This is a genomic window from Brotaphodocola sp., assembly GCF_050873365.1.
Lineage (GTDB): Bacteria > Bacillota > Clostridia > Lachnospirales > Lachnospiraceae > Brotaphodocola.
On record NZ_JBNMIQ010000004.1, the window covers coordinates 105696 to 123625 of the forward strand.

Annotated in this window: 14 protein-coding genes; all 14 read right to left on the reverse strand. The window is 49.9% G+C overall.

Annotation, left to right across the window (positions count from 1 at the left end):
- Positions 1-24: 24 nt before the first annotated feature.
- Entirely contained in the window at positions 25-1146 is a 1122-nt protein-coding gene (locus tag ACR0QT_RS03450; protein WP_432629501.1) for a galactose ABC transporter substrate-binding protein, read from the reverse strand.
- 152 nt (positions 1147-1298) lie between these two features.
- Positions 1299-2411: a galactose ABC transporter substrate-binding protein gene (locus tag ACR0QT_RS03455; protein ID WP_432629502.1), complete on the reverse strand. Its 1113-nt coding sequence runs from the start codon at positions 2409-2411 to the stop codon at positions 1299-1301.
- 81 nt (positions 2412-2492) lie between these two features.
- Entirely contained in the window at positions 2493-3467 is a 975-nt protein-coding gene (locus tag ACR0QT_RS03460) for a substrate-binding domain-containing protein (RefSeq protein ID WP_432629503.1), read from the reverse strand.
- Positions 3467-5368: a sensor histidine kinase gene (locus ACR0QT_RS03465; protein ID WP_432629504.1), complete on the reverse strand. Its 1902-nt coding sequence runs from the start codon at positions 5366-5368 to the stop codon at positions 3467-3469. Before ACR0QT_RS03465 ends, ACR0QT_RS03460 begins: the two co-directional genes overlap by 1 nt.
- An 18-nt stretch (positions 5369-5386) precedes the next feature.
- Entirely contained in the window at positions 5387-6982 is a 1596-nt protein-coding gene (locus ACR0QT_RS03470) for a response regulator (RefSeq protein ID WP_432629505.1), read from the reverse strand.
- 105 nt (positions 6983-7087) lie between these two features.
- Positions 7088-8308 carry a pyridoxal phosphate-dependent aminotransferase gene (locus ACR0QT_RS03475; protein ID WP_432629506.1) on the reverse strand — a complete coding sequence of 407 codons (1221 nt, stop codon included), beginning with the start codon at positions 8306-8308 and terminating at the stop codon, positions 7088-7090.
- Positions 8278-9288: an adenosylcobinamide-phosphate synthase CbiB gene (gene cbiB / locus ACR0QT_RS03480; protein WP_432629507.1), complete on the reverse strand. Its 1011-nt coding sequence runs from the start codon at positions 9286-9288 to the stop codon at positions 8278-8280. The genes ACR0QT_RS03475 and cbiB overlap by 31 nt, the downstream gene beginning before the upstream one ends.
- A 57-nt stretch (positions 9289-9345) precedes the next feature.
- Positions 9346-9741 carry a bifunctional adenosylcobinamide kinase/adenosylcobinamide-phosphate guanylyltransferase gene (locus ACR0QT_RS03485; protein WP_432629508.1) on the reverse strand — a complete coding sequence of 132 codons (396 nt, stop codon included), beginning with the start codon at positions 9739-9741 and terminating at the stop codon, positions 9346-9348.
- A 79-nt stretch (positions 9742-9820) separates the two neighbouring features.
- Positions 9821-10603, reverse strand: coding sequence for an adenosylcobinamide-GDP ribazoletransferase (locus ACR0QT_RS03490; protein ID WP_432629509.1), 783 nt, complete (start codon positions 10601-10603; stop codon positions 9821-9823).
- Complete coding sequence (locus ACR0QT_RS03495; protein ID WP_432629510.1) at positions 10600-11175, reverse strand: bifunctional adenosylcobinamide kinase/adenosylcobinamide-phosphate guanylyltransferase; 576 nt, start codon at positions 11173-11175, stop codon at positions 10600-10602. Before ACR0QT_RS03495 ends, ACR0QT_RS03490 begins: the two co-directional genes overlap by 4 nt.
- On the reverse strand, positions 11172-13364 hold the full coding sequence (locus tag ACR0QT_RS03500) for a cobyrinate a,c-diamide synthase (protein WP_432629511.1): 2193 nt from the start codon (positions 13362-13364) through the stop codon (positions 11172-11174). Before ACR0QT_RS03500 ends, ACR0QT_RS03495 begins: the two co-directional genes overlap by 4 nt.
- 127 nt (positions 13365-13491) lie before the next feature.
- A complete protein-coding gene (gene cobK, locus ACR0QT_RS03505) occupies positions 13492-15084 on the reverse strand; it encodes a precorrin-6A reductase (RefSeq protein ID WP_432629512.1) in 1593 nt (530 codons plus the stop codon).
- A 164-nt stretch (positions 15085-15248) separates the two neighbouring features.
- A complete protein-coding gene (locus ACR0QT_RS03510) occupies positions 15249-16463 on the reverse strand; it encodes a cobalt-precorrin 5A hydrolase (protein WP_432629513.1) in 1215 nt (404 codons plus the stop codon).
- A gap of 146 nt (positions 16464-16609) precedes the next feature.
- Positions 16610-17923, reverse strand: a complete 1314-nt coding sequence (cbiD, locus tag ACR0QT_RS03515; protein WP_432629514.1) for a cobalt-precorrin-5B (C(1))-methyltransferase CbiD — start codon at positions 17921-17923, stop codon at positions 16610-16612.
- Positions 17924-17930 lie beyond the last annotated feature (7 nt).

Below are 17930 nucleotides of genomic sequence, written 5' to 3' on the forward strand. Positions count from 1 at the left end.
CCTTTCTTTCAAAGAGGTTCTAATTTATTTGAGCTTGTCCAGAATCTCCTGAGCGTTGTCCTGGGTAACCTTGATGTAGTCAACCATGTTCACCGGATCAACATCCTCACCCTTTAAGTAGCTTACTGCACAGTCAGCAGCCATCTTTGCCTGAGAGAAGTGATCGTTGAATACGGTACCGGTCTGCTTGCCATCGATAACGTTCTGAACAGCCTCGGTCAGAGCATCAACACCTACCAGGTAGATATCCTCGTTTACGGTACGTCCAGCTGCCTCGATTGCCTGTAAAGCACCAAGTGCCATTGCATCGTTGTTACAGAAGATAACCTCGATCTTGTCGCCATACTGGTTCAGAGCATCCTGTGCGATCTGCTGAGCCTTTGCCTGATCCCAGTCACCACGCTGTTTTAACAGCTCCTCAACTTCCATGCCCTCATCGGTCAGAGCCTTTACAGAGAACTCGGTTCTGTACTGAGCATCTACGTTCTCCGGATCGCCCTGGATCATGATGTAGGAAACCTTGCCATCTCCGTTGATATCGCCCTTATTCTCGGTCTCGTAGATTTCCTGTCCCTGATAGGTACCGGACTGTCTAGCATCACAACCTACATAAGTAGCCGGAATCTTCTCATCTTTCCATCTGGTCTCCTCAGCCTCATCCGGCTCACGGTTGATGAATACAACCGGGATTCCAGCCTCCTTACACATATCGGTGATCTCCGGTGCGGAAGAAGCCTGTACCAGGTTCAGGATCAGAACGTCGTACTTCTGGGTGATGAAGTTCTGAATCTGGTTGGTCTGCTCTGCCTGATCGCCCTTACCATCCTGGATAACAACGTTCTCAGCCTTGAATCCTAAATCCTCGGTCAGGTAACGCTGTAACTCGGTTCTATACAGAGTCATGAAGTTATCATCGAATTTATAAATGCTGATGCCGACTTTCTTATCAGAAAGATCAACATCTCCTGCTGCTTCCTTTACTGCCTCAGCGGTGCTTGCAGCTTCGGTTGCTGCTGCCTCAGTCTTTGCAGCCTCGGTCGGTGCTGCGGTAGTTGCACTGCTGGAAGTGGAACCGCCACATGCTGTCATGGACAGAATCATTGCAGATGCCATAGCCATTGCTGTTACTTTCTTCGTTAATCTCATAGTGTAAATCCTCCCTCTACATACATGAAATCATTGTCGAATTTTGTTTACTTTGCCTCATCGACACCTATATTATAGCCCCCATATATGTATTTTTCTATAAGATTTTCTTTTTGCTTTTATGGATTTTTTTCGATTTGTGATCTTTTTCACTATTTTTCGGTAAAAATTCTCTGTTTGCTCCAGTAATATTTACCATTTTCCAGTTCCATCTCCTCCGGAATCTCCTCGCCGAGTGCTTTTGCCGTCGCAATCTCCATAATCGCCCCGGCATACGCCTTCCTGTCCGCGGAGACTGTGCCGAGCATTTTCCCCGCATGCACGGCATCAAGCCCCGCAGTCGTCGCATCGATTCCGACAACCGTGATCCCGTACACGCCTGCGCGCTCAATCGCATCGAGTGCACCGAGCGCCATGTCATCGTTGTTGCTGACCACAAGCTCAATCTCCCCCGGATACTGCTCAAGCCACTGTTCCATCAGCGCGGAAGCCTGACTGCGCTCCCAGTTTGCAATTCCTCCCGTCACTTTCTCAATCGGAACCCCAGCATCCTTGAGCGTCTGAATCGACCATTCGGTTCGGATCAGCGAATCCTGATGACTGCTCTCCCCCTCGAGAAGCACATAGCGGACAACGCCATCCCCGTTTCGGTCAATGCTTGCCGGATCTTTCTCGTACTGATCGGTGACGATCTGCCCCTCAAGCACCGCGCTCTCCTTTGCATCTGCACCGACGTAGTAGAGCTGATCCCAGCGGTTCATATCCTCCTCCACCGGCTGACGGTTGAAAAAGATCGTCGGAACGCCCGCCGTCATCGCCTTGTCAATGATCGATGATGCCGAAGTCCGATCAACCGGATTGATCACAAGCACATCACAGCCAAGCGAGAGAAACCGCTCAACCTGATTGTTCTGCGTGTTCTGATTCCCCTTTGCAGACTGAATATCAAGCGTGACCTTGATCCCATTTTCCTGCTCATAGACCTTGGCACTCTCCTCAAGCTCACTTCGCAGATTGTTGATAAACGTATCCTCCGCCCGGTAGAGACTCACGCCGATCCGAATCGATTTCTTCTGCTGTGTCTTTTGGTTTGACTGTGCGCATCCGGAAAGAAACAGCCCGGAAACAAGCACTCCAAAAACAAGCAGTCCAGAAACAAACTTCCCAGAAATACATGCTCCAGAAACGCTTCGTCCGGAAGTCCTTCTTCCAAGACCACTTTTTCCAAGACTCCTTCTTTCCTCTCTTTTTGTCCATCCCATCATCTTGCATCTCCTCCCTCTGTCTCCCCTTCCAAGCCTTCCAAGAAACTTCTCTCACTCAGAGCGAATGTTATGGAACATCCACTACTCAATCGGATAGAGCATTTTTTCATACTCCGGATTTCGCAGATCCTCTTTCTCTATGTAGTAATTTGGTAGAACGATCGGGTCCTGCACCGTCTGGTTTTTCGCGACCGCTACTGCCTGCCGGACGCTCAAATATCCGAGACTGAATTCGTCTGTGACACAGACTCCACGAATGATCCCCTTATCCAGCTCATTTAAGATTTTCACCGTCGTACCCCTGCCGTAAAGCCCCTTCACATACGTCTGATAAACACTGCTTCCCGCGAGGATGTCCGCTGTCGTCTCCAAACTCTTCGGGTCAAGCGCAAGAATCACTGCCTCCCTGTTCTCGGGATAGACAAGCGACTCGATCGTGCTCCGAAAGCTCTCCCCATCTCCCGAATCACTGATGCGAATCGCCGTCCGCCCCTCCTTCTCAAGGACGGAAGAGATGCCATCATAAAACCGTTTAACCTTTGAATTCTCCTTTTCTCCTCCAAATACATAGAACCTCACATCCGGTTCATTTTCCTCAATCGCCTTCTTAGCAAGCGTCTTTCCCATCTCATACGTATCCGTCATCACGACCGCCGACACCTTGTCCATCGGAAGTTCTGTCCCGACCACGACAATCGGTACGGAAATCTGCTTGTCCGCAAGCGCGTTTTCCAGACTCGTCTCATCGACTGCGACAGAGATCAGCACTCTCGCCCCGTCCTGCTGTTCCCTCATCAGCAAATCAACCTGTTGATCCGCCTGATTTTCCTCATAGAGTGTGACAAAACGCACATCTGCGTGGAATTCGATCCCCGCCTGATCCATGCCTTTCTTAAAGTTGCCATAGTACTCGTCGCTCGTCGTGTCCGCGACAATCGAGATCGGGCAGATCTCCTGCCTCCGCTCCTTGATAATCAGATCTGTCGAAGAAAGCAGATACAGAAAGACGAGAAACAACACATAAATCGCCACAAACAATTTTTCTCTCGTTTTCATCACGCGTTCTTCTCCTTCCCCGTATCCGCCGTATTCCTAACATTTCCTGTATATACATTCCCTGTACGTTCTGAATTCTCTGCCTTCTGCTCTTTCTCTTTTTTCTCCTTTTCCAGGATCTCTGCATACGGCACTGCCGGAAGATGAATCCGGATCGTGGTTCCCTCATCCGGCTCCGACTCAATCTCAAGCCCATAAGTCTCTCCGAAATAGAGTCGAATTCTCTCGTTCACATTTTTGACTCCGATTCCGGAGCCTCTCTTTGAGGAGACATGAGGCGTCGTTGAGGTCAGAAGGCTCTCCGCCTGCTCCTGCGTCATGCCAAGACCATTATCCTGAATCGTAAAGCAGAGTCCACTCTCCTCTTTGCTCACGCACACAAGAATCTCTCCGTCCCCGTCCATAAACTCCATTCCATGATAGATTGCATTTTCGACGAGGGGCTGGAGCATGAGCTTTAAGCTCGCCATCTCGAGCGTCCCCGGATCTGCCTCAATCTCATAGGTAAACTTGTTCTTAAAGCGCATCTGCTGAATCATCAGATAGTTTCGCACATGCTCGAGTTCATCCTTCACCGGAATGATGCTTCTTCCCTTGCTTAAACTGATGCGGAAAAATCGCGCGAGCGCGGTCACAACTTTGACTGCCTCCGCCTTCTGCTCATTCTCGATCATCCACACGATGATGTCGAGCGTGTTGTAGAGGAAATGCGGATTGATCTGCGACTGAAGCGTGTCAAACTCACTCTTTCGCTTTGACTCATGTTCCGCCACAATATCGTCCATCAGCACCCGGATCTGTTTTGCCATGCTCCGGATCGATCTTCCGAGATGACGGATCTCATACGATCCGCCCTCATAGACCTTCGTGTCAAGTTCACCCGCCTCAAGCGCATTGACCGACTTTTCAAGTTCCTGAATCGGGGTCGTGATCCGCGAGGAGATGAAGCTGTTGATGATAATCAGCACAAAGAGGAAGAATGCGAGAATAAAGATCAAAAACAGATTTGTCTTGATCATGTTGAGCGTGATTCCGTGTTCCGGGGTGACCCCGACAATCCTCCAACCGGTATAGCCAACGCTCTTGACCGTGATCTCCCGCTTTTCCCCGAGATACGTCTCCCGGTAGGCTCCATCGCGGTAAGCGGATGCCGATTCAAGGTTCTCCTGCACAATCCCCGACTCAATCAACTGCATCTGTGGATGGTAAATCAATTCCCCTCCGCTTCCGATCATGTAGAGGTAGCCCTGGTTGCCGAGTGTGATGTTGTCAAGCAGTTGTTGAAGACTGCCGTAGCCGACATCGAGGAGCAAAACACCCTGCTCCGTCGACGTTCCCCGCGTGATCTCGACGGCGCGGGAGACCGTGATCACCCAGCGATACTGATTTTCACTGTTGTCAAAAATGTACTGCACATGCGGAATCGTAAAGTGCACATTGTCCGTCCGCTCGAGCGTCTCCTGAAACCAGTCCTCCTGCGTCACATCGAGATCGGTCTTTAATCTCGCAGCGGGAACCGCCTGCAACAGTTCCCCCTCCCGCGACAAAAGCGCAATATTTAAGACGGTGTCCTTGTTGTTGTCATAGAGAATCGTCATCTCCCGGTTCATCACATCGGACCTCATATCCGAGGTGACATCCGCATTCTTGACAACTCCGTAATAGAGCGAGTCTGACAGTTTCATGATCGTGCGCAAATACGAATCGACCGAGCGGTTGACCATCGTGATCATTCCCTGGTTTTCCTCGAGAATCGTCGCCGTCATCTGACCGGACAGACGTCCGTAGAGCGAGACTCCGATCAGAATCATTGCCGAGAGCGCACTGACCGTAAAATACAGATAAATCGTATTTCGGATGCCGAGATCCCCCCATCGCCCGCTTCCTTCCCGTTTTTTCATAAGTCCTCCCAATCGCGCTTACTGTGCCTGACGGAAACGGGTCGGAGAGACTCCAAATCGCTTCTTGAACACATAGCTGAAATAATTCTGCTCCTGATAACCGACTTTCTGGGCAATGATGTAGGTCTTGTCATCCGTCGTATTTAAGAGTTCGACTGCCTTGTCAAGGCGCAGTTGCGTCAGATATCCCACATACGTCTGACCGGTCTCCTTCTTAAACATCGTGGAGAAATACGCGGGACTCAAGTGAAGCTGACGGCAGACCATCTCGACGGAGAGATCCGGATTCTGATAATTCTCCTGAATATACTGCTTCGCGTCGAGAATCATGCGCTTTGCCGTGTTATCTCTCTCCCGTCCCATCATCTCGCTGATTCGACACGCCGTCCGGATCAGCCACTCCTCAAACTCCTCCCGGTTCTGCATCGCATCCGGGATCTCCTGATATTTCTCCGGAACCTGCAACACCTCGGATGCATTGAGGTCATACTGCTGAATCAGACGCATCAGCGCATTGATCACCGCCATCATGTAGATCTGCTGTTGGCGCACATGCACTTTTGCATCCTCCATCCGCGCTGTGATCTGGTGTACCATCTCCTCGATCTTCTCTCTCCCGCCAAATTTGATCGCACCGATCAGTTCTGCCTCTTCCTTTGCATCAAACTGGAGTTTTCCGCGGTTGACCGGCTCCATATCGTTGATGTAGATCGTGCTTCCCGGTCCCACGATCGCCTTGTATCCGAGCGCATCGACTGCCGACTGATACGAAGCTCCAAGTTCTTCTAAGCTCTGACTGCTGTGCCCGATTCCGATTGTGACCGTGACTTCCAGAATTCTCCGACACTCCTTGCAGATGTCGCCGAGCTGATCGATCAGAGCTGTCTTTGTCTTGTCATCATCGATCGCAACGATCAGGGCCAGACCTTCGGAAGTTGCAAAGACTGCATTTCGGCAATAAGGTTTTAAGTTGTCCTCAATCAGACGGCGCACGGAAATCGGAATCAATTCCTGATGATGAGCGAGGGGTCCTGCCTCCGGCTCAATCCCGATCACCGCCGTGACCCACTTGCGCGCGCCGAGAAGATCGATCTCATACTCTTTGAGGCGCTTCTCAGTGTCCTCCTTACCATTTCCACTGATGAGTTCATTTAAAAACAGCTCCCTGAGAATCGGAAGACTTTTCAGATAGCTGTCCCGCAAGAGGTCGAGATTTCTTCGCTGTTCAATCTCCTTGTCCAGATTTTCCCGGACGCGCGTCAGAATCTCCGTGAGTTCCTCCACATTGACCGGCTTTAAAATGTACTCCGTCACATTCAGCTTGATCGCCTGCTGTGCATACTCGAAATCGTCATATCCGGAGAAGATCAGCACCTTCATCGACGGATATTTCTGGCGGATCTTTGCAATCAGTTCCAGCCCATCCATGTAGGGCATGCGAATATCGGTCATGATCACATCCGGCTCGAGCTGTTCAATCTTCTCAAGTGCGTCCTGCCCGTTCTCAGCATCTCCCACAACCTCAAATCCAAGCGTCTCCCAGTTGATTTTTTTGATGATTCCCTTTCTGACTTCCTCCTCGTCATCCACGAGAATAATTCGATATAACCCCATCCTGCCATTTCTCCTTTCTGCCATTTACCGATTCGCTTCTATCTTGCGTCTGTCTTGCTTGTGTTTTGCGTCTGTTTTTGTGTCCGTTTTGCTTCTGTTTATCATTCACGGATTCGTCTGTTTTGCCTGTTTTGCTTCTTTTGCTTCTTTTGCCTCTTTCAGTGCCTGCAAAAGTTTCTCGTTCTCCGCTTCCGTCCGCACACAGATGCGATAAGATCCCGCTCCCACTCCCCGGTAATTTGCACAGTCGCGAATCAGAATCTTTCTCTTCATGCAAAACGAAAACAGCGTCTCCGAATCGTTCTTTTCTTCCTGTGATTCCCACGGAACTTCAAAAAACAGAAAATTCGCCTCCGACGGATAGACCCGATAGCCAAGTGCGCGCATGCGATCGCTGATTCGTTCCCTCTCGCTCCGGATCAGAGCACGCGCTTCCTTTACATACGCCTCTCCCTGACTGCCAAGACAGGCAAGACCGGTTTCCTGCGCCGGCAGAGAAACATTCCACGGCTGACGACGCTCGCGAAGGCGCACTTTCCAGTCAGAATCAGCGACAAGCAGATAGCCGAGTCGGAGCCCGGCAATCGCATAAGTCTTTGTAAACGCACGAAGAACGATCAGGTTCTTGTATAAATGATGTGAATGATGTAAATGATGCGAATGGTGCAAATCACGAGAGTCCTGCGAACAACCGTACAAATTGTGCGAAGTCTTTTTCTGTCGAAGAAGCGAAATCACCGAAGTCCGATCCGGCTCCTCAAGAAACTCCTGAAAACACTCATCGACGACGAGAAGAATCTTCTTTTTCTCACAGAGCGCGATCAATTCCTCAAGCTCTGACCGGCTCACGCTGATTCCGGTCGGGTTGTTCGGATTGCAAAAAAAGAGCAGATCCAGATCCGTTTCTTCTGCGACGGTCTGACAGAGTGCGCTTATATCCGGGCGAAAATCCTGTTCGCGCGAAAGAAAAAAATGCTCCACCTGACAGCCCACACTCTCAAGCGCAAACTCGTACTCCGAAAATGTCGGTGCGAGAACCATTGCCCGCTTCGGACGCACGCAATTTACAAGCTGATAAATCAGATCGCCCGCTCCGTTTCCACAGATCACCTGAGTCTCACTCAGATCATGAACTTCTGCGAGGCGACGGCAGAGTCTTCGACACTCCGGATCGGGGTAACGATCCAGTGAGGAAATGCTCTCTGCGACCGCCTTTTTCACAAAATCCGGCACGCCGAGCGGATTGATATTCACCGAGTAATCGAGATATTCTCCACTCGTTCGCTCCTCATAATTTAAAATCCCGCCATGAAGCCTCTGATCCATAACATGCCTCCCAATTCCACAATCAGGGCAAGAAACGACGCCGTCATCATCAGGCGATTGACCCGAATGACGTCCTCCGCCTCCGCGTGGCGCGTCTCATCCCCGATAAACGGTTTTTTCACCAGTTTTCCAAAATACCACGCATCTCCGGCAAGCCGAAGTCCCAGCGCTCCTGCACATGCCGACTCTCCCTGTGCAGAGTTCGGACTCTTGTGACAGTGCCGATCTCTGCGCCAGATCTTCCATGCGCTTTTTCCATCATATCCCGGAAGTATCCACGCTCCCACAACAAAACAGAGTGCGCCAAAACGCGCCGGTATCCAGTTCACGACATCATCGAGATGAGCGGAAACTCTGCCAAAGTAGAGATAGCGGTCATTTTTATATCCCACCATCGAATCAAGCGTGTTGACTGCCTTATAAAAAAATCCACCGAGAGGGCCAAAGAAAAACATCCACATCATCGGCGCAATCACACCGTCTGAGGCATTCTCCGCGACCGTCTCAATCGCCGCTTTTGTGATCCCCTCCTCAGAGAGCGGTTTTGTATCTCTGCCGACGATCATGGAGACCGCATATCTTGCCCCCTCAACATCTCCATTCTGAAGCGCCCTGCACACCTTCATGCTCTCATCTCGAAGCGAACGCCCTGCTAGAAGCTGTCCGCACATCACTGCCATGACTGCAAGTCTGAACTTTGGGTGAATCCAGCCTGCCACCCACAAAACTGCCCCTGCGCAGAGCACACTCACCGCCGGAACAAGTATGGCAAGTACACCACCTGCCACAAGTTCCCCATCTTTTGTTTTTGGAAAGATTGCCCGAAGTTTTTTCTCCAGAAAGGAGATCAGCCATCCGATCGATCGCACCGGATGCCACCACCCCTGCGGATCTCCGATCAGAAGGTCAAGAACTGCTCCCACGCAGAGCACTCCCGCATATTCCGGAATGTTTCCCACTATCTCCCGTAGTATTATCATGATTCTTTTCTTCCTCTTGTTTTTATATTAAAATCTGTCCAAATCTTTCTCTCTGGGCTATCGGATTCTCTGTGGAATCCCGCAGATCATGCGAATCACCTGATCGGCATGCGAAGCAAGGAGCTGACCTGCACTTCCCGCTTCATCCCGATACTCGCACTCAAACGCATCGATCGGCACAATTCCGCATCCAACCTCATCGATCGTGACAATCTCCGGTGCGGATTCGAGAAGTTCCCTCGTGAATGCTCGCGGATCTCCCCCCGCCTTCATGACACTTCGCACAAACCCGTGAAGATTCAAGACCAGATCTGCTCCAATCGCAGATTTCGGATCATCGATCTCGCCATCCACAATGCAAAATCCATCCGCCTTGCTTTCATTCAAGCTGTTCAAGCACTGCTTCGCATACTCGGTCTGCCCCTGCCCACGTCCTCCGACAATCAAAATCATCGTTCTGTTCCCTTTCTCTGCTCAAATATTCTTGCTTTCATTTCTTGCTTTCATTAAATCTTGTTTAACCTTGCGTCCCTTACCACACAAGCACGCCGTATCCCGCGATCACCAGATACATCACAAGTTCCGCTGATTGCAGAAAATGTCCCGCAAGATCACCGGTCATTCCGCCAAATTCATTCACCGCCATATGATAATAATGCCGGAACACCAGAAGCTCTGCTCCTGCCATCAGCACTGCCGGAAGCCAACCTGCAAAATACACGAGAAATGCCATCGCAAGAACCCACCACAGAATCATCGTCTGCTTCACCGTGCGATCTCTCGCACCCGATGCAAACGTGCTTGCAAGTCCATTTTTTCTTGCTTTTGGAAATCCCACAACCGACCATCCGCTTAACGCCCTCGTCATCACATAGATGCTTATGACTGCCGGAAATGCAACAATCTTGAGTTCTGACCACGCGGAGAGATAGAGAAGCAGATAAACTCCGTAGCCGATAACAGCAAAGGCACCGGTATTTGGATCTTTTAAGATCTCAAGTTTCTTTTCTCTGTCCGCGAACGAACTGTGCGCGTCTGTTGTGTCAAGAAATCCATCCATATGAATTCCGCCGGTAATCAGCAAAGGAATTGCTGTCCCGATACAGCAGACAGCAATCTTACCAATTCCGATTCGCTGTGCAATCCACATAAAGGCACACACAACCACTCCAATCACAATTCCGATCGCCGGAAAAAAACAGAGCGCATACTGCATTCCCGCTTCCGTCCACTCGGTCCGTGGCATCGGAATCCTCGAATACATCGAAAAAGCGATGATAAAGCTCTCCCGCCAGTTTCCTTTTTTTTGCTTCATCGCAACCTGCCTCCTCTCTCTAATTCTTTTTTCAGGCAAACCGGAATTCCAAAGACAACCTCTGTCACCTCATCTGCGATTCCTGCGAGTTTCCGGTTAATCTCTGCCAACAAATCGATATAGCGAACGGTATCCTCATCGTACTTGCACCCATCTGAAAAAATTTCATTCGTGACTATCACAAGATGATCCGTCTGATCTGCGAGACTCTGCACTCCATCCAGAATTCGCTCACAAATTTCCGCCCTCGTTCCGCCCTTCTCAAACATCTCATTCGCCGTGAGATTTGACATACATTCGAGAAGCACGGAAGTGGAAGAATTCAATCGGGGATTTGATTTTTTTCGATAATCGCTCAGACACAGAGATTTCAAATCCGTCTCACACTCAATCGTCACAAATCCTTTTCCCTGACGCATCTTTCGGTGCTTCTCGACCCGTCGCCGTCCCTCTTCTCCCCAGACCTTCATCGTCGCAATATAAAATCGCTCAGAAGCGCCAGCCTGCATCACGCAAGTTTCTGCAAATGCAGACTTTCCGCTCCCGCTCCCGCCGGTAATCAGATGAATCATTCCTTATTTTCTCCTTCGCTCGCACACTCTCCACCGTTTAAAAAGCTCAGAATCCACTCTGGATCAGACCGATAATAAAGGTGCGGAAATCCGGCAATCATCCGGTCATTCACATGCATACACGCCCAGTTTCTCGACGAAAGAGGCTTTTTTGCAAGAAGCGCCGTTCCCGGATCTGTGCTGTCCCAGTAGTGAAACTCATGTCCGCGGATTGAAATGCCCGCTGACTCTCCATGTTCCGTTTTCTCTTTGCATTTGATTTCATCTGTCTCATCCGGTTTTTTTAACTCCATCTGATCTGACGACATAGCAGGATTTGTCTGATTTGTTTTCAACGTGATATATCCAAATCTTGAAAGTTTCTTTGTCCGAAATGCATCGGCATCGAGAAGACCGACCATCTGCCACTTTTTCCCCTCCGGATCTTCAAGTGTGCGGTGCAGGTAGAGAAATCCTCCACACTCTGCAAGAATCTTGATTCTTTTTGTCTGGTCTGTCCCTGCAATTCGGATGCTCTCAAGCATGGATTTATTTTCTGAGAGTTCCCTTGCATACAGTTCCGGATACCCACCGCCGAGAAGCAATGCATCGAGATGTTCCGGCAGTTTTGCATCATGAAGCGGGCTAAATGTCACAATCTCCCAGCCGTTCTGTCTCAAAAATTCGAGATTTTCCTGATAGTAAAAACAGAAGGCTTCGTCCTGTGCAACTCCGATTCGACGAGTCGAAAACGATGAACACGATGAAGACGACGGTGAAATCTGTTCCGTCAAATCGCCTGTATCCTCTGAATCTGCATTCGTGTTCTCGGAATTCGTATTCTCTGAATTCGTGTTTTCACAATCGTTCTTTTTATTATCGTTCTTTTTATTATTGTTCTTCTTATAACCACTCTCTTCATTCTTCGCATGACCACTCTGGTCTTCCGCTATTCCTGCAAGTTCAAGAAGTCCCGGAATATCCAGGTACTGTTCGAGTCGGTCCGCAAGTGCCTCCATATGTGTGCGAAGTTTCTTCTGCTCATTTGGAAGTGTGAGTCCCAAATGACGGCTCTCGAGCTGTGCCTCCGGACATTCCGGAACTGCACCGATCAGCTTCACTCCAAGCTCCTCAATCAGCGGTCTCAACCTCTCTGTCATCATCGGGGAGGTTCTGTTTAAAATTACTCCGACAATCCGGCTGTCCTTCTGATACTCCAAAAATCCCTTGATCAGTGCGGACACGGAGCGACTGCTCTTTTTGGCATCCACGACAAGAATCACCGGTGTATCTGTGATCTTTGCAATCTCATAGCTTGAAGCCTGAAACGACGTTCCCGCTACCCCATCATAATATCCCATCACGCCCTCAATCAGCGCAAGCTCATGACCGGCACTGCGCTCCTCAAAGAGTTGTCTGACTCCATCTTCCTCAAGGAAGAAGCTGTCGAGGTTGCTTCCGGGGATTCCGAGCACATATCGATGAAACATCGGATCAATATAATCCGGTCCACATTTAAAAGAGACACAGGAAAGTCCCATTCTCGAAAACAGGGCGAGAAGTCCCGAGGTGATCACGGTCTTTCCACTCCCACTCGACGGAGCGGTCAGCAGAAGTCTCGGAATTCCCTCCCGCTTTTCTTCCCTTCGCTCTCTCCCGTCAAGCGTGATCACATAGACCGGATTCATTCCCTGCATCAGATGGTACGCGCCAAGCTGTTTTGCACGGGATGCCTGAATACAGGTCACATCAGGAATCAAATTTCGGCGTGCACAGTACTCTGTGATCTGGCTGAGACTCTCAAGTGCGATCACATTGATGACAATGCGGACAGACGGATTCTTTTTAAATAAAAGATCCAGAATCTCCGGGAGATTTCCTCCGCTCCCCCCGATAAATACCCGGTCAGGAACAGGATAGCCCGCAAGACTTTCCGGTGCTCTTCCCTCCACAACAACCGCCTGCTGTTCTGAAATCCCGGCACGGTTCAGATTCTCGCGGATCAGCTCACAGCCCTCTTCTTTCTGCTCAAATGCATAGATCTGCCCCTGCGGTGCCATGCAGATTGCCTCCACGGTCACTGAGCCGGTCCCTGCACCGATGTCATAGATCACACTGTCCGGCGCAATTTCCAGCTTTGCAAGCGAGACAACTCTGACTTCTTCTTTCGTCATCGGGATCTTCCCGCGCACAAACCATTCATCTCTCATCTATCCCTGTATTCCTTCCATGTATTTCTTCCCTATATTTCTTTGCAATTAAAGTAATCGTGTTTCTCGGTTCTCTCTCAGGCTCCGCTCCAAACTCTGCTTCAAGATCCAGAAAATTTAGAGCTGTTTACTTTCTCTCAATCAATGCAACCGTCAGCTCTCTAATCGGCTGATGTTGAAGTTCCTCTGCTCGCCCCAAGACCAGTCTTTCATCCGCATACCCCATGCGAATTCCAGCAGTAACTAAGGCATCCGCATACCCGATCTTTACAAGTTTCTCACAGACTTCATCCAGAAAACTTCCGGTTCCGCCGAGAAGCAGGAAAACTTTCTCATGTTGGTCAAGCAAGTTTTTCAGATTTTCTGCCTCATAGCTTCGCCCGTGCACACTCGAAAGATGCCAGTTCTCCCAGCTTGTCTGCATGCGGGACGCAAGCGCTGACGGGGAGGAAATGCCCGCAAGCACATGCACCTTCCACCCGCTCTCTGAAAACTGCTTTACCAGTGCACTGCTTCCGCTATAAAATCCCGTATCCCCAGAGAGAATCACGGCGACTTTTGTGATCGCTGAATATCCCTGTTTTAAATTTTCACGATTCGCAAGCCACTCCGCAATCGCTGTCGCCTGAAAAAGTGGAACCTTTTGAGCCTGTTTTGCATACTGCGCCACATCCTGCAACATCCTCGGTGCACCGAAAACCACCTCGCACTCTCGCAAAGTTTGCACGGCTCTGACGGTCAGATCATCTCCACCGCCCATTCCCATTCCGATCAAGAACAGATTTCGCGCGCTCTCCCCGCTTTTCCCGGTTAATTTATTTTGTTCTGTTAAATCATTCTGGCCAGTTAATTCGCTCTGACCAATTAAATCGCTCTGTTCCGTTAATTCGTTCTGCCCAGATAAGTCGCTCTGCTCGCCCAAGACATACTGTTCCGTCAATTTTGTCGCATCTGCATGTTTTTCCAAAAGCTGTTTTGCCTCGGCAAGGGAAATTCCCTCCTCATTCTCCGGACGATTAATCACAAGAAATTTGACTCCACACAGCTTTGATGCCTGCCATTTTTCCTGAAATCCACCTCGTGCTCCTGATTCTTTCGTGACCATCCAGACTGCCTTTGTCTGGTGCAAAAGTGCCTGATTCATCTCAACTGAAAAGGGACCCTGCATCGCAATCAGATGCGAACCGCTAATTCCCATCTCCTCGCATTGGGCGAGAACCTTGCTGTCCGGAAGTACTCTCGCAAAAAGGCGCGGAAGCAAAGTTTCTTTTTCGGCAAATACATGAAGTTCCCGACTTCCTGTCGTGAGCAGAATATTTCCAGTCTGTCCTTCCAGAAAATCCGCAGCTTCCTGCGTCGAGGCAACACGGTACATCCCCTCCTCGAGCGCCTCTTCCTCCCGAAGCACGCGATAACACGGAAGATCAAGTTCCTCGCAGACTGCTCGAACCTGTGCCGTCACAACTTTCGCATACGGATGGGTCGCATCAAGCACAAACGGCGGATTCTCATTTTTCAGAAATTCTCTCATCCCATCTGCATCGAGAGCACCCTGATGAACACCAACCCATCTGCTCTCTGTCAAAAGGCTTTCTCCATATTCAGAGACCACGCTGACAAGCACCGGCACCTGACTGCTCTGTGCAGTCTCTGCAAGTTCCCGTCCCTCCGAAGTTCCTCCGAATATCACAATTCTTCCCTTTTTTTCCATACAATCCATACAAAAACGAATCCTTTCGCCTTTTCTCTCAATATTGTAAATTACTCGGTCATTGAATGGCCGAGGATTCCCGCTTAGATGTCCTAAATGATCTGCTACCATTTCTGTATCATACAACATTTTCCATTCAGAAAATCTCTGCCTGTATCCAGCAATCCCTTTTCCTACTTGCGCACCGGCAGAATCGGCAACTTTGCTCCGGCAACTGCGACTGTCACCCCATTGCACGCAGTCTTGCGAATCACAAGCTCCACCTTTCTCTGATTATCAAAATGGTTATGATTACATTCTTTGTCTTTGCGACCTTCCTGATTGCGACCTTTCTGATTTCTATCTTCTTGATTTCTGCCTTCCTGACTTGCTCGTCTTTTCTTTTGAGATTCCGCAATTTCAGCAAACTGGCTCGCACCAAGAATTGCGGATCGCTCACAGACATTTCCGACTCCGGTCACCTGACGCACAAACGAGGACTCCGTAAAATCTCCCTCAACAGCCAAAAGCTCCTCCGCCGAGTATGTGACAAACGGAAGATTTTGCTCATTTGCAAATGCGATCAGTCCCGCTTCCTCCCGCTTTAAATCAATGCTTGCGATCTGCCTCATACTGCGAAGATCCAGATTTTCTTTTTTTAAAGTTTCCGTGACTGCCGTCCGGATTGCCTCAAGCGAAGTCCCTTTTCGACATCCAATTCCAAGCGTCGCAAACTGCGGAATCAGACGAAGCGTGGAAATTGGACTCAAAGGAAGCATGCAAGTTGGATTTAAGCGATCGGTCACCCAGACATTTCGCTCACACTCGATCTGGTTTTCATACCCATCTGGACATTCTCCTTCAACCGGGAAATCGCTGAAAAATCCAACTTTCTCTCCATCTACGACTGCACCCGCGATTTCCTTTGCAAGCTCCCGATCCGAGATCACAAGATTCCGATCTTTCGCCCACTCATCGATCGCCGTCTTTCCCTGCACATCCGATGCCGTTGTGACAACCGGCTGTGCACCTATGATGTTTGCGATTCGCTCTGTCAGACGATTCGCACCGCCGACATGACCGGACAGAAGCGAGATCACAAAATGTCCCTGCTCATCGACTGCAATCACTGCCGGATCTGTCATCTTATCTTTCAAATGAGGGGCGATCGCCCGAACCGCAATCCCCACTGCTCCGACATAGATCAGCGCATCCGCCTGTTCAAAGTGCTTGGATGTCCAATCACCTACCGAGTCCGTTCGCACCTGAATCCACGCGTCTTCCGTTTCCATCAGAAAACGCTCTGATATGTAACCCCTGCACTCCTCGCCATCCTGCTCTAACCCGCCAAGGATTTTTCGCAACTGCTCACTGCCTGCTCTCGTAAAACTGATTCCTGCAATTTTCATTATTTCTTCTCTGTACTTTTCTTATTTATTCTGATCGTTCTATCGGTTTCCAAATGATTTTTCACACTCTTTCACGTTTTGACTTTTCACGCTCTGGTTGTTCAGGTTGTTCACTCCGATCTCCGATCGTTTGCCCGTCCGCCGTTTCACGTTTCGACTTTCTGGCTCTGCCATCGTTCAAACATCTCATCCGCTCCCCTGCTCTTTCCCGTGATTCCAAGCGCCGAGGAAAACGTGACAACCTCCGCGTGAAGATTTCCGCCTGCCCATCGTTCCAGATGAGCCTTGGCAGACTCTGCGGAATCCGTAAGAATCTGTTCTGCAAGACCGGCTCTTGCCTGATTCATGTGTTCCAGGGCTTCATCTGTTGTGTTGGAGCTAAGGATCTGTTCCAAAAGCGCTCTGTTCTCCTCCGGTTCTCCTTGTCTCTTTTGTCCTTCCTGATCTTCTTGGTTTTTCTGATCTTTTTGTCTTTCTCGCTCTTCTAACTCTGCCTTCTGTTCTTGTTCTTCTTGCGCTTCCTGTCTTTCCGGATTTCCCAGTCTCAGTGCCGTCAGACGCGCCATCTCCTCCATTCGCCCATCTCCGTACTTGGAATGGGTATTCGGGATTCCGGCTGAGACTTTGATCAATTTTCCGATATGGCTCACAAAGAGGAGCTCTCTGACATTTTCTTCTCTCAACATCTGCATCGAGTCTGCGACGAAGTTACTGCACAGGACAGCTTCTCCCATCGGAATTCCCATCGCCTCTCTCAAAAAGGTCTCTCCATAATTTCCCGGAGCCATCAAAAGAACCTTCTCGTTCGCGACCGTCTTCATGTGAATATCAAGGCGGATCGTCGCAAGCAGTGCCTCCTCACTCATCGGCTTCACGATTCCCGTTGTCCCGAGAACCGAGATTCCTCCCTGAATTCCAAGTTTTGGATTAAACGTTTTCTTTGCAAGCTCAACTCCGCTCGGAATCGCAATCTGAATTCCCAGACATCCGCGAAAACCCAATCGATTCCGTTCCTCCTCGACCGCAGAGAGAATCATTTTTCTCGGAACCGGATTGATCGCATAGTGACCGACCGGACAGGAAAGCCCCGGCTTTGTCACGATCCCGATTCCGATTCCACCGTCGAGATAGACTTCCGGATATTCTTCCAGCCAATACCCGCTCCCCGTCTGTCGCTTCTTTTCAAGTTCTGCTTCCGTGAGGATCGTCACGCGCGCATAGACCCAGGACCCGTGCGTCACATCCGGGTCATCCCCGGCATCCTTCTGGACGCGCAGATACCCCCGACATGGCTCCTCATTCTCATACTCCGGCTTCCAGACCGCATGCTGTCCCTCTGGAAGTATCACCTCCACCCGCTCCGGCAGAGTTCCACTCAATAGAAAAACGGCCGCAGCCCTTGCCGCAGCCGTCGCACATGCCCCTGTGGTAAATCCGCTCCGCAGTCTCTTCTCTTCCATATCTTCC

What these genes read in the sequence shown, in the direction of transcription:
- ACR0QT_RS03450 (WP_432629501.1), bottom strand. Translation starts at nt 1,146, where the DNA reads ATGAGATTAACGAAGAAAGTAACAGCAATGGCTATGGCATCTGCAATG.
- ACR0QT_RS03455 (WP_432629502.1), bottom strand. Translation starts at nt 2,411, where the DNA reads ATGATGGGATGGACAAAAAGAGAGGAAAGAAGGAGTCTTGGAAAAAGT.
- ACR0QT_RS03460 (WP_432629503.1), bottom strand. Translation starts at nt 3,467, where the DNA reads ATGAAAACGAGAGAAAAATTGTTTGTGGCGATTTATGTGTTGTTTCTC.
- ACR0QT_RS03465 (WP_432629504.1), bottom strand. Translation starts at nt 5,368, where the DNA reads ATGAAAAAACGGGAAGGAAGCGGGCGATGGGGGGATCTCGGCATCCGA.
- ACR0QT_RS03470 (WP_432629505.1), bottom strand. Translation starts at nt 6,982, where the DNA reads ATGGGGTTATATCGAATTATTCTCGTGGATGACGAGGAGGAAGTCAGA.
- ACR0QT_RS03475 (WP_432629506.1), bottom strand. Translation starts at nt 8,308, where the DNA reads ATGGATCAGAGGCTTCATGGCGGGATTTTAAATTATGAGGAGCGAACG.
- cbiB (WP_432629507.1), bottom strand. Translation starts at nt 9,288, where the DNA reads ATGATAATACTACGGGAGATAGTGGGAAACATTCCGGAATATGCGGGA.
- ACR0QT_RS03485 (WP_432629508.1), bottom strand. Translation starts at nt 9,741, where the DNA reads ATGATTTTGATTGTCGGAGGACGTGGGCAGGGGCAGACCGAGTATGCG.
- ACR0QT_RS03490 (WP_432629509.1), bottom strand. Translation starts at nt 10,603, where the DNA reads ATGAAGCAAAAAAAAGGAAACTGGCGGGAGAGCTTTATCATCGCTTTT.
- ACR0QT_RS03495 (WP_432629510.1), bottom strand. Translation starts at nt 11,175, where the DNA reads ATGATTCATCTGATTACCGGCGGGAGCGGGAGCGGAAAGTCTGCATTT.
- ACR0QT_RS03500 (WP_432629511.1), bottom strand. Translation starts at nt 13,364, where the DNA reads ATGAGAGATGAATGGTTTGTGCGCGGGAAGATCCCGATGACGAAAGAA.
- cobK (WP_432629512.1), bottom strand. Translation starts at nt 15,084, where the DNA reads ATGGATTGTATGGAAAAAAAGGGAAGAATTGTGATATTCGGAGGAACT.
- ACR0QT_RS03510 (WP_432629513.1), bottom strand. Translation starts at nt 16,463, where the DNA reads ATGAAAATTGCAGGAATCAGTTTTACGAGAGCAGGCAGTGAGCAGTTG.
- cbiD (WP_432629514.1), bottom strand. Translation starts at nt 17,923, where the DNA reads ATGGAAGAGAAGAGACTGCGGAGCGGATTTACCACAGGGGCATGTGCG.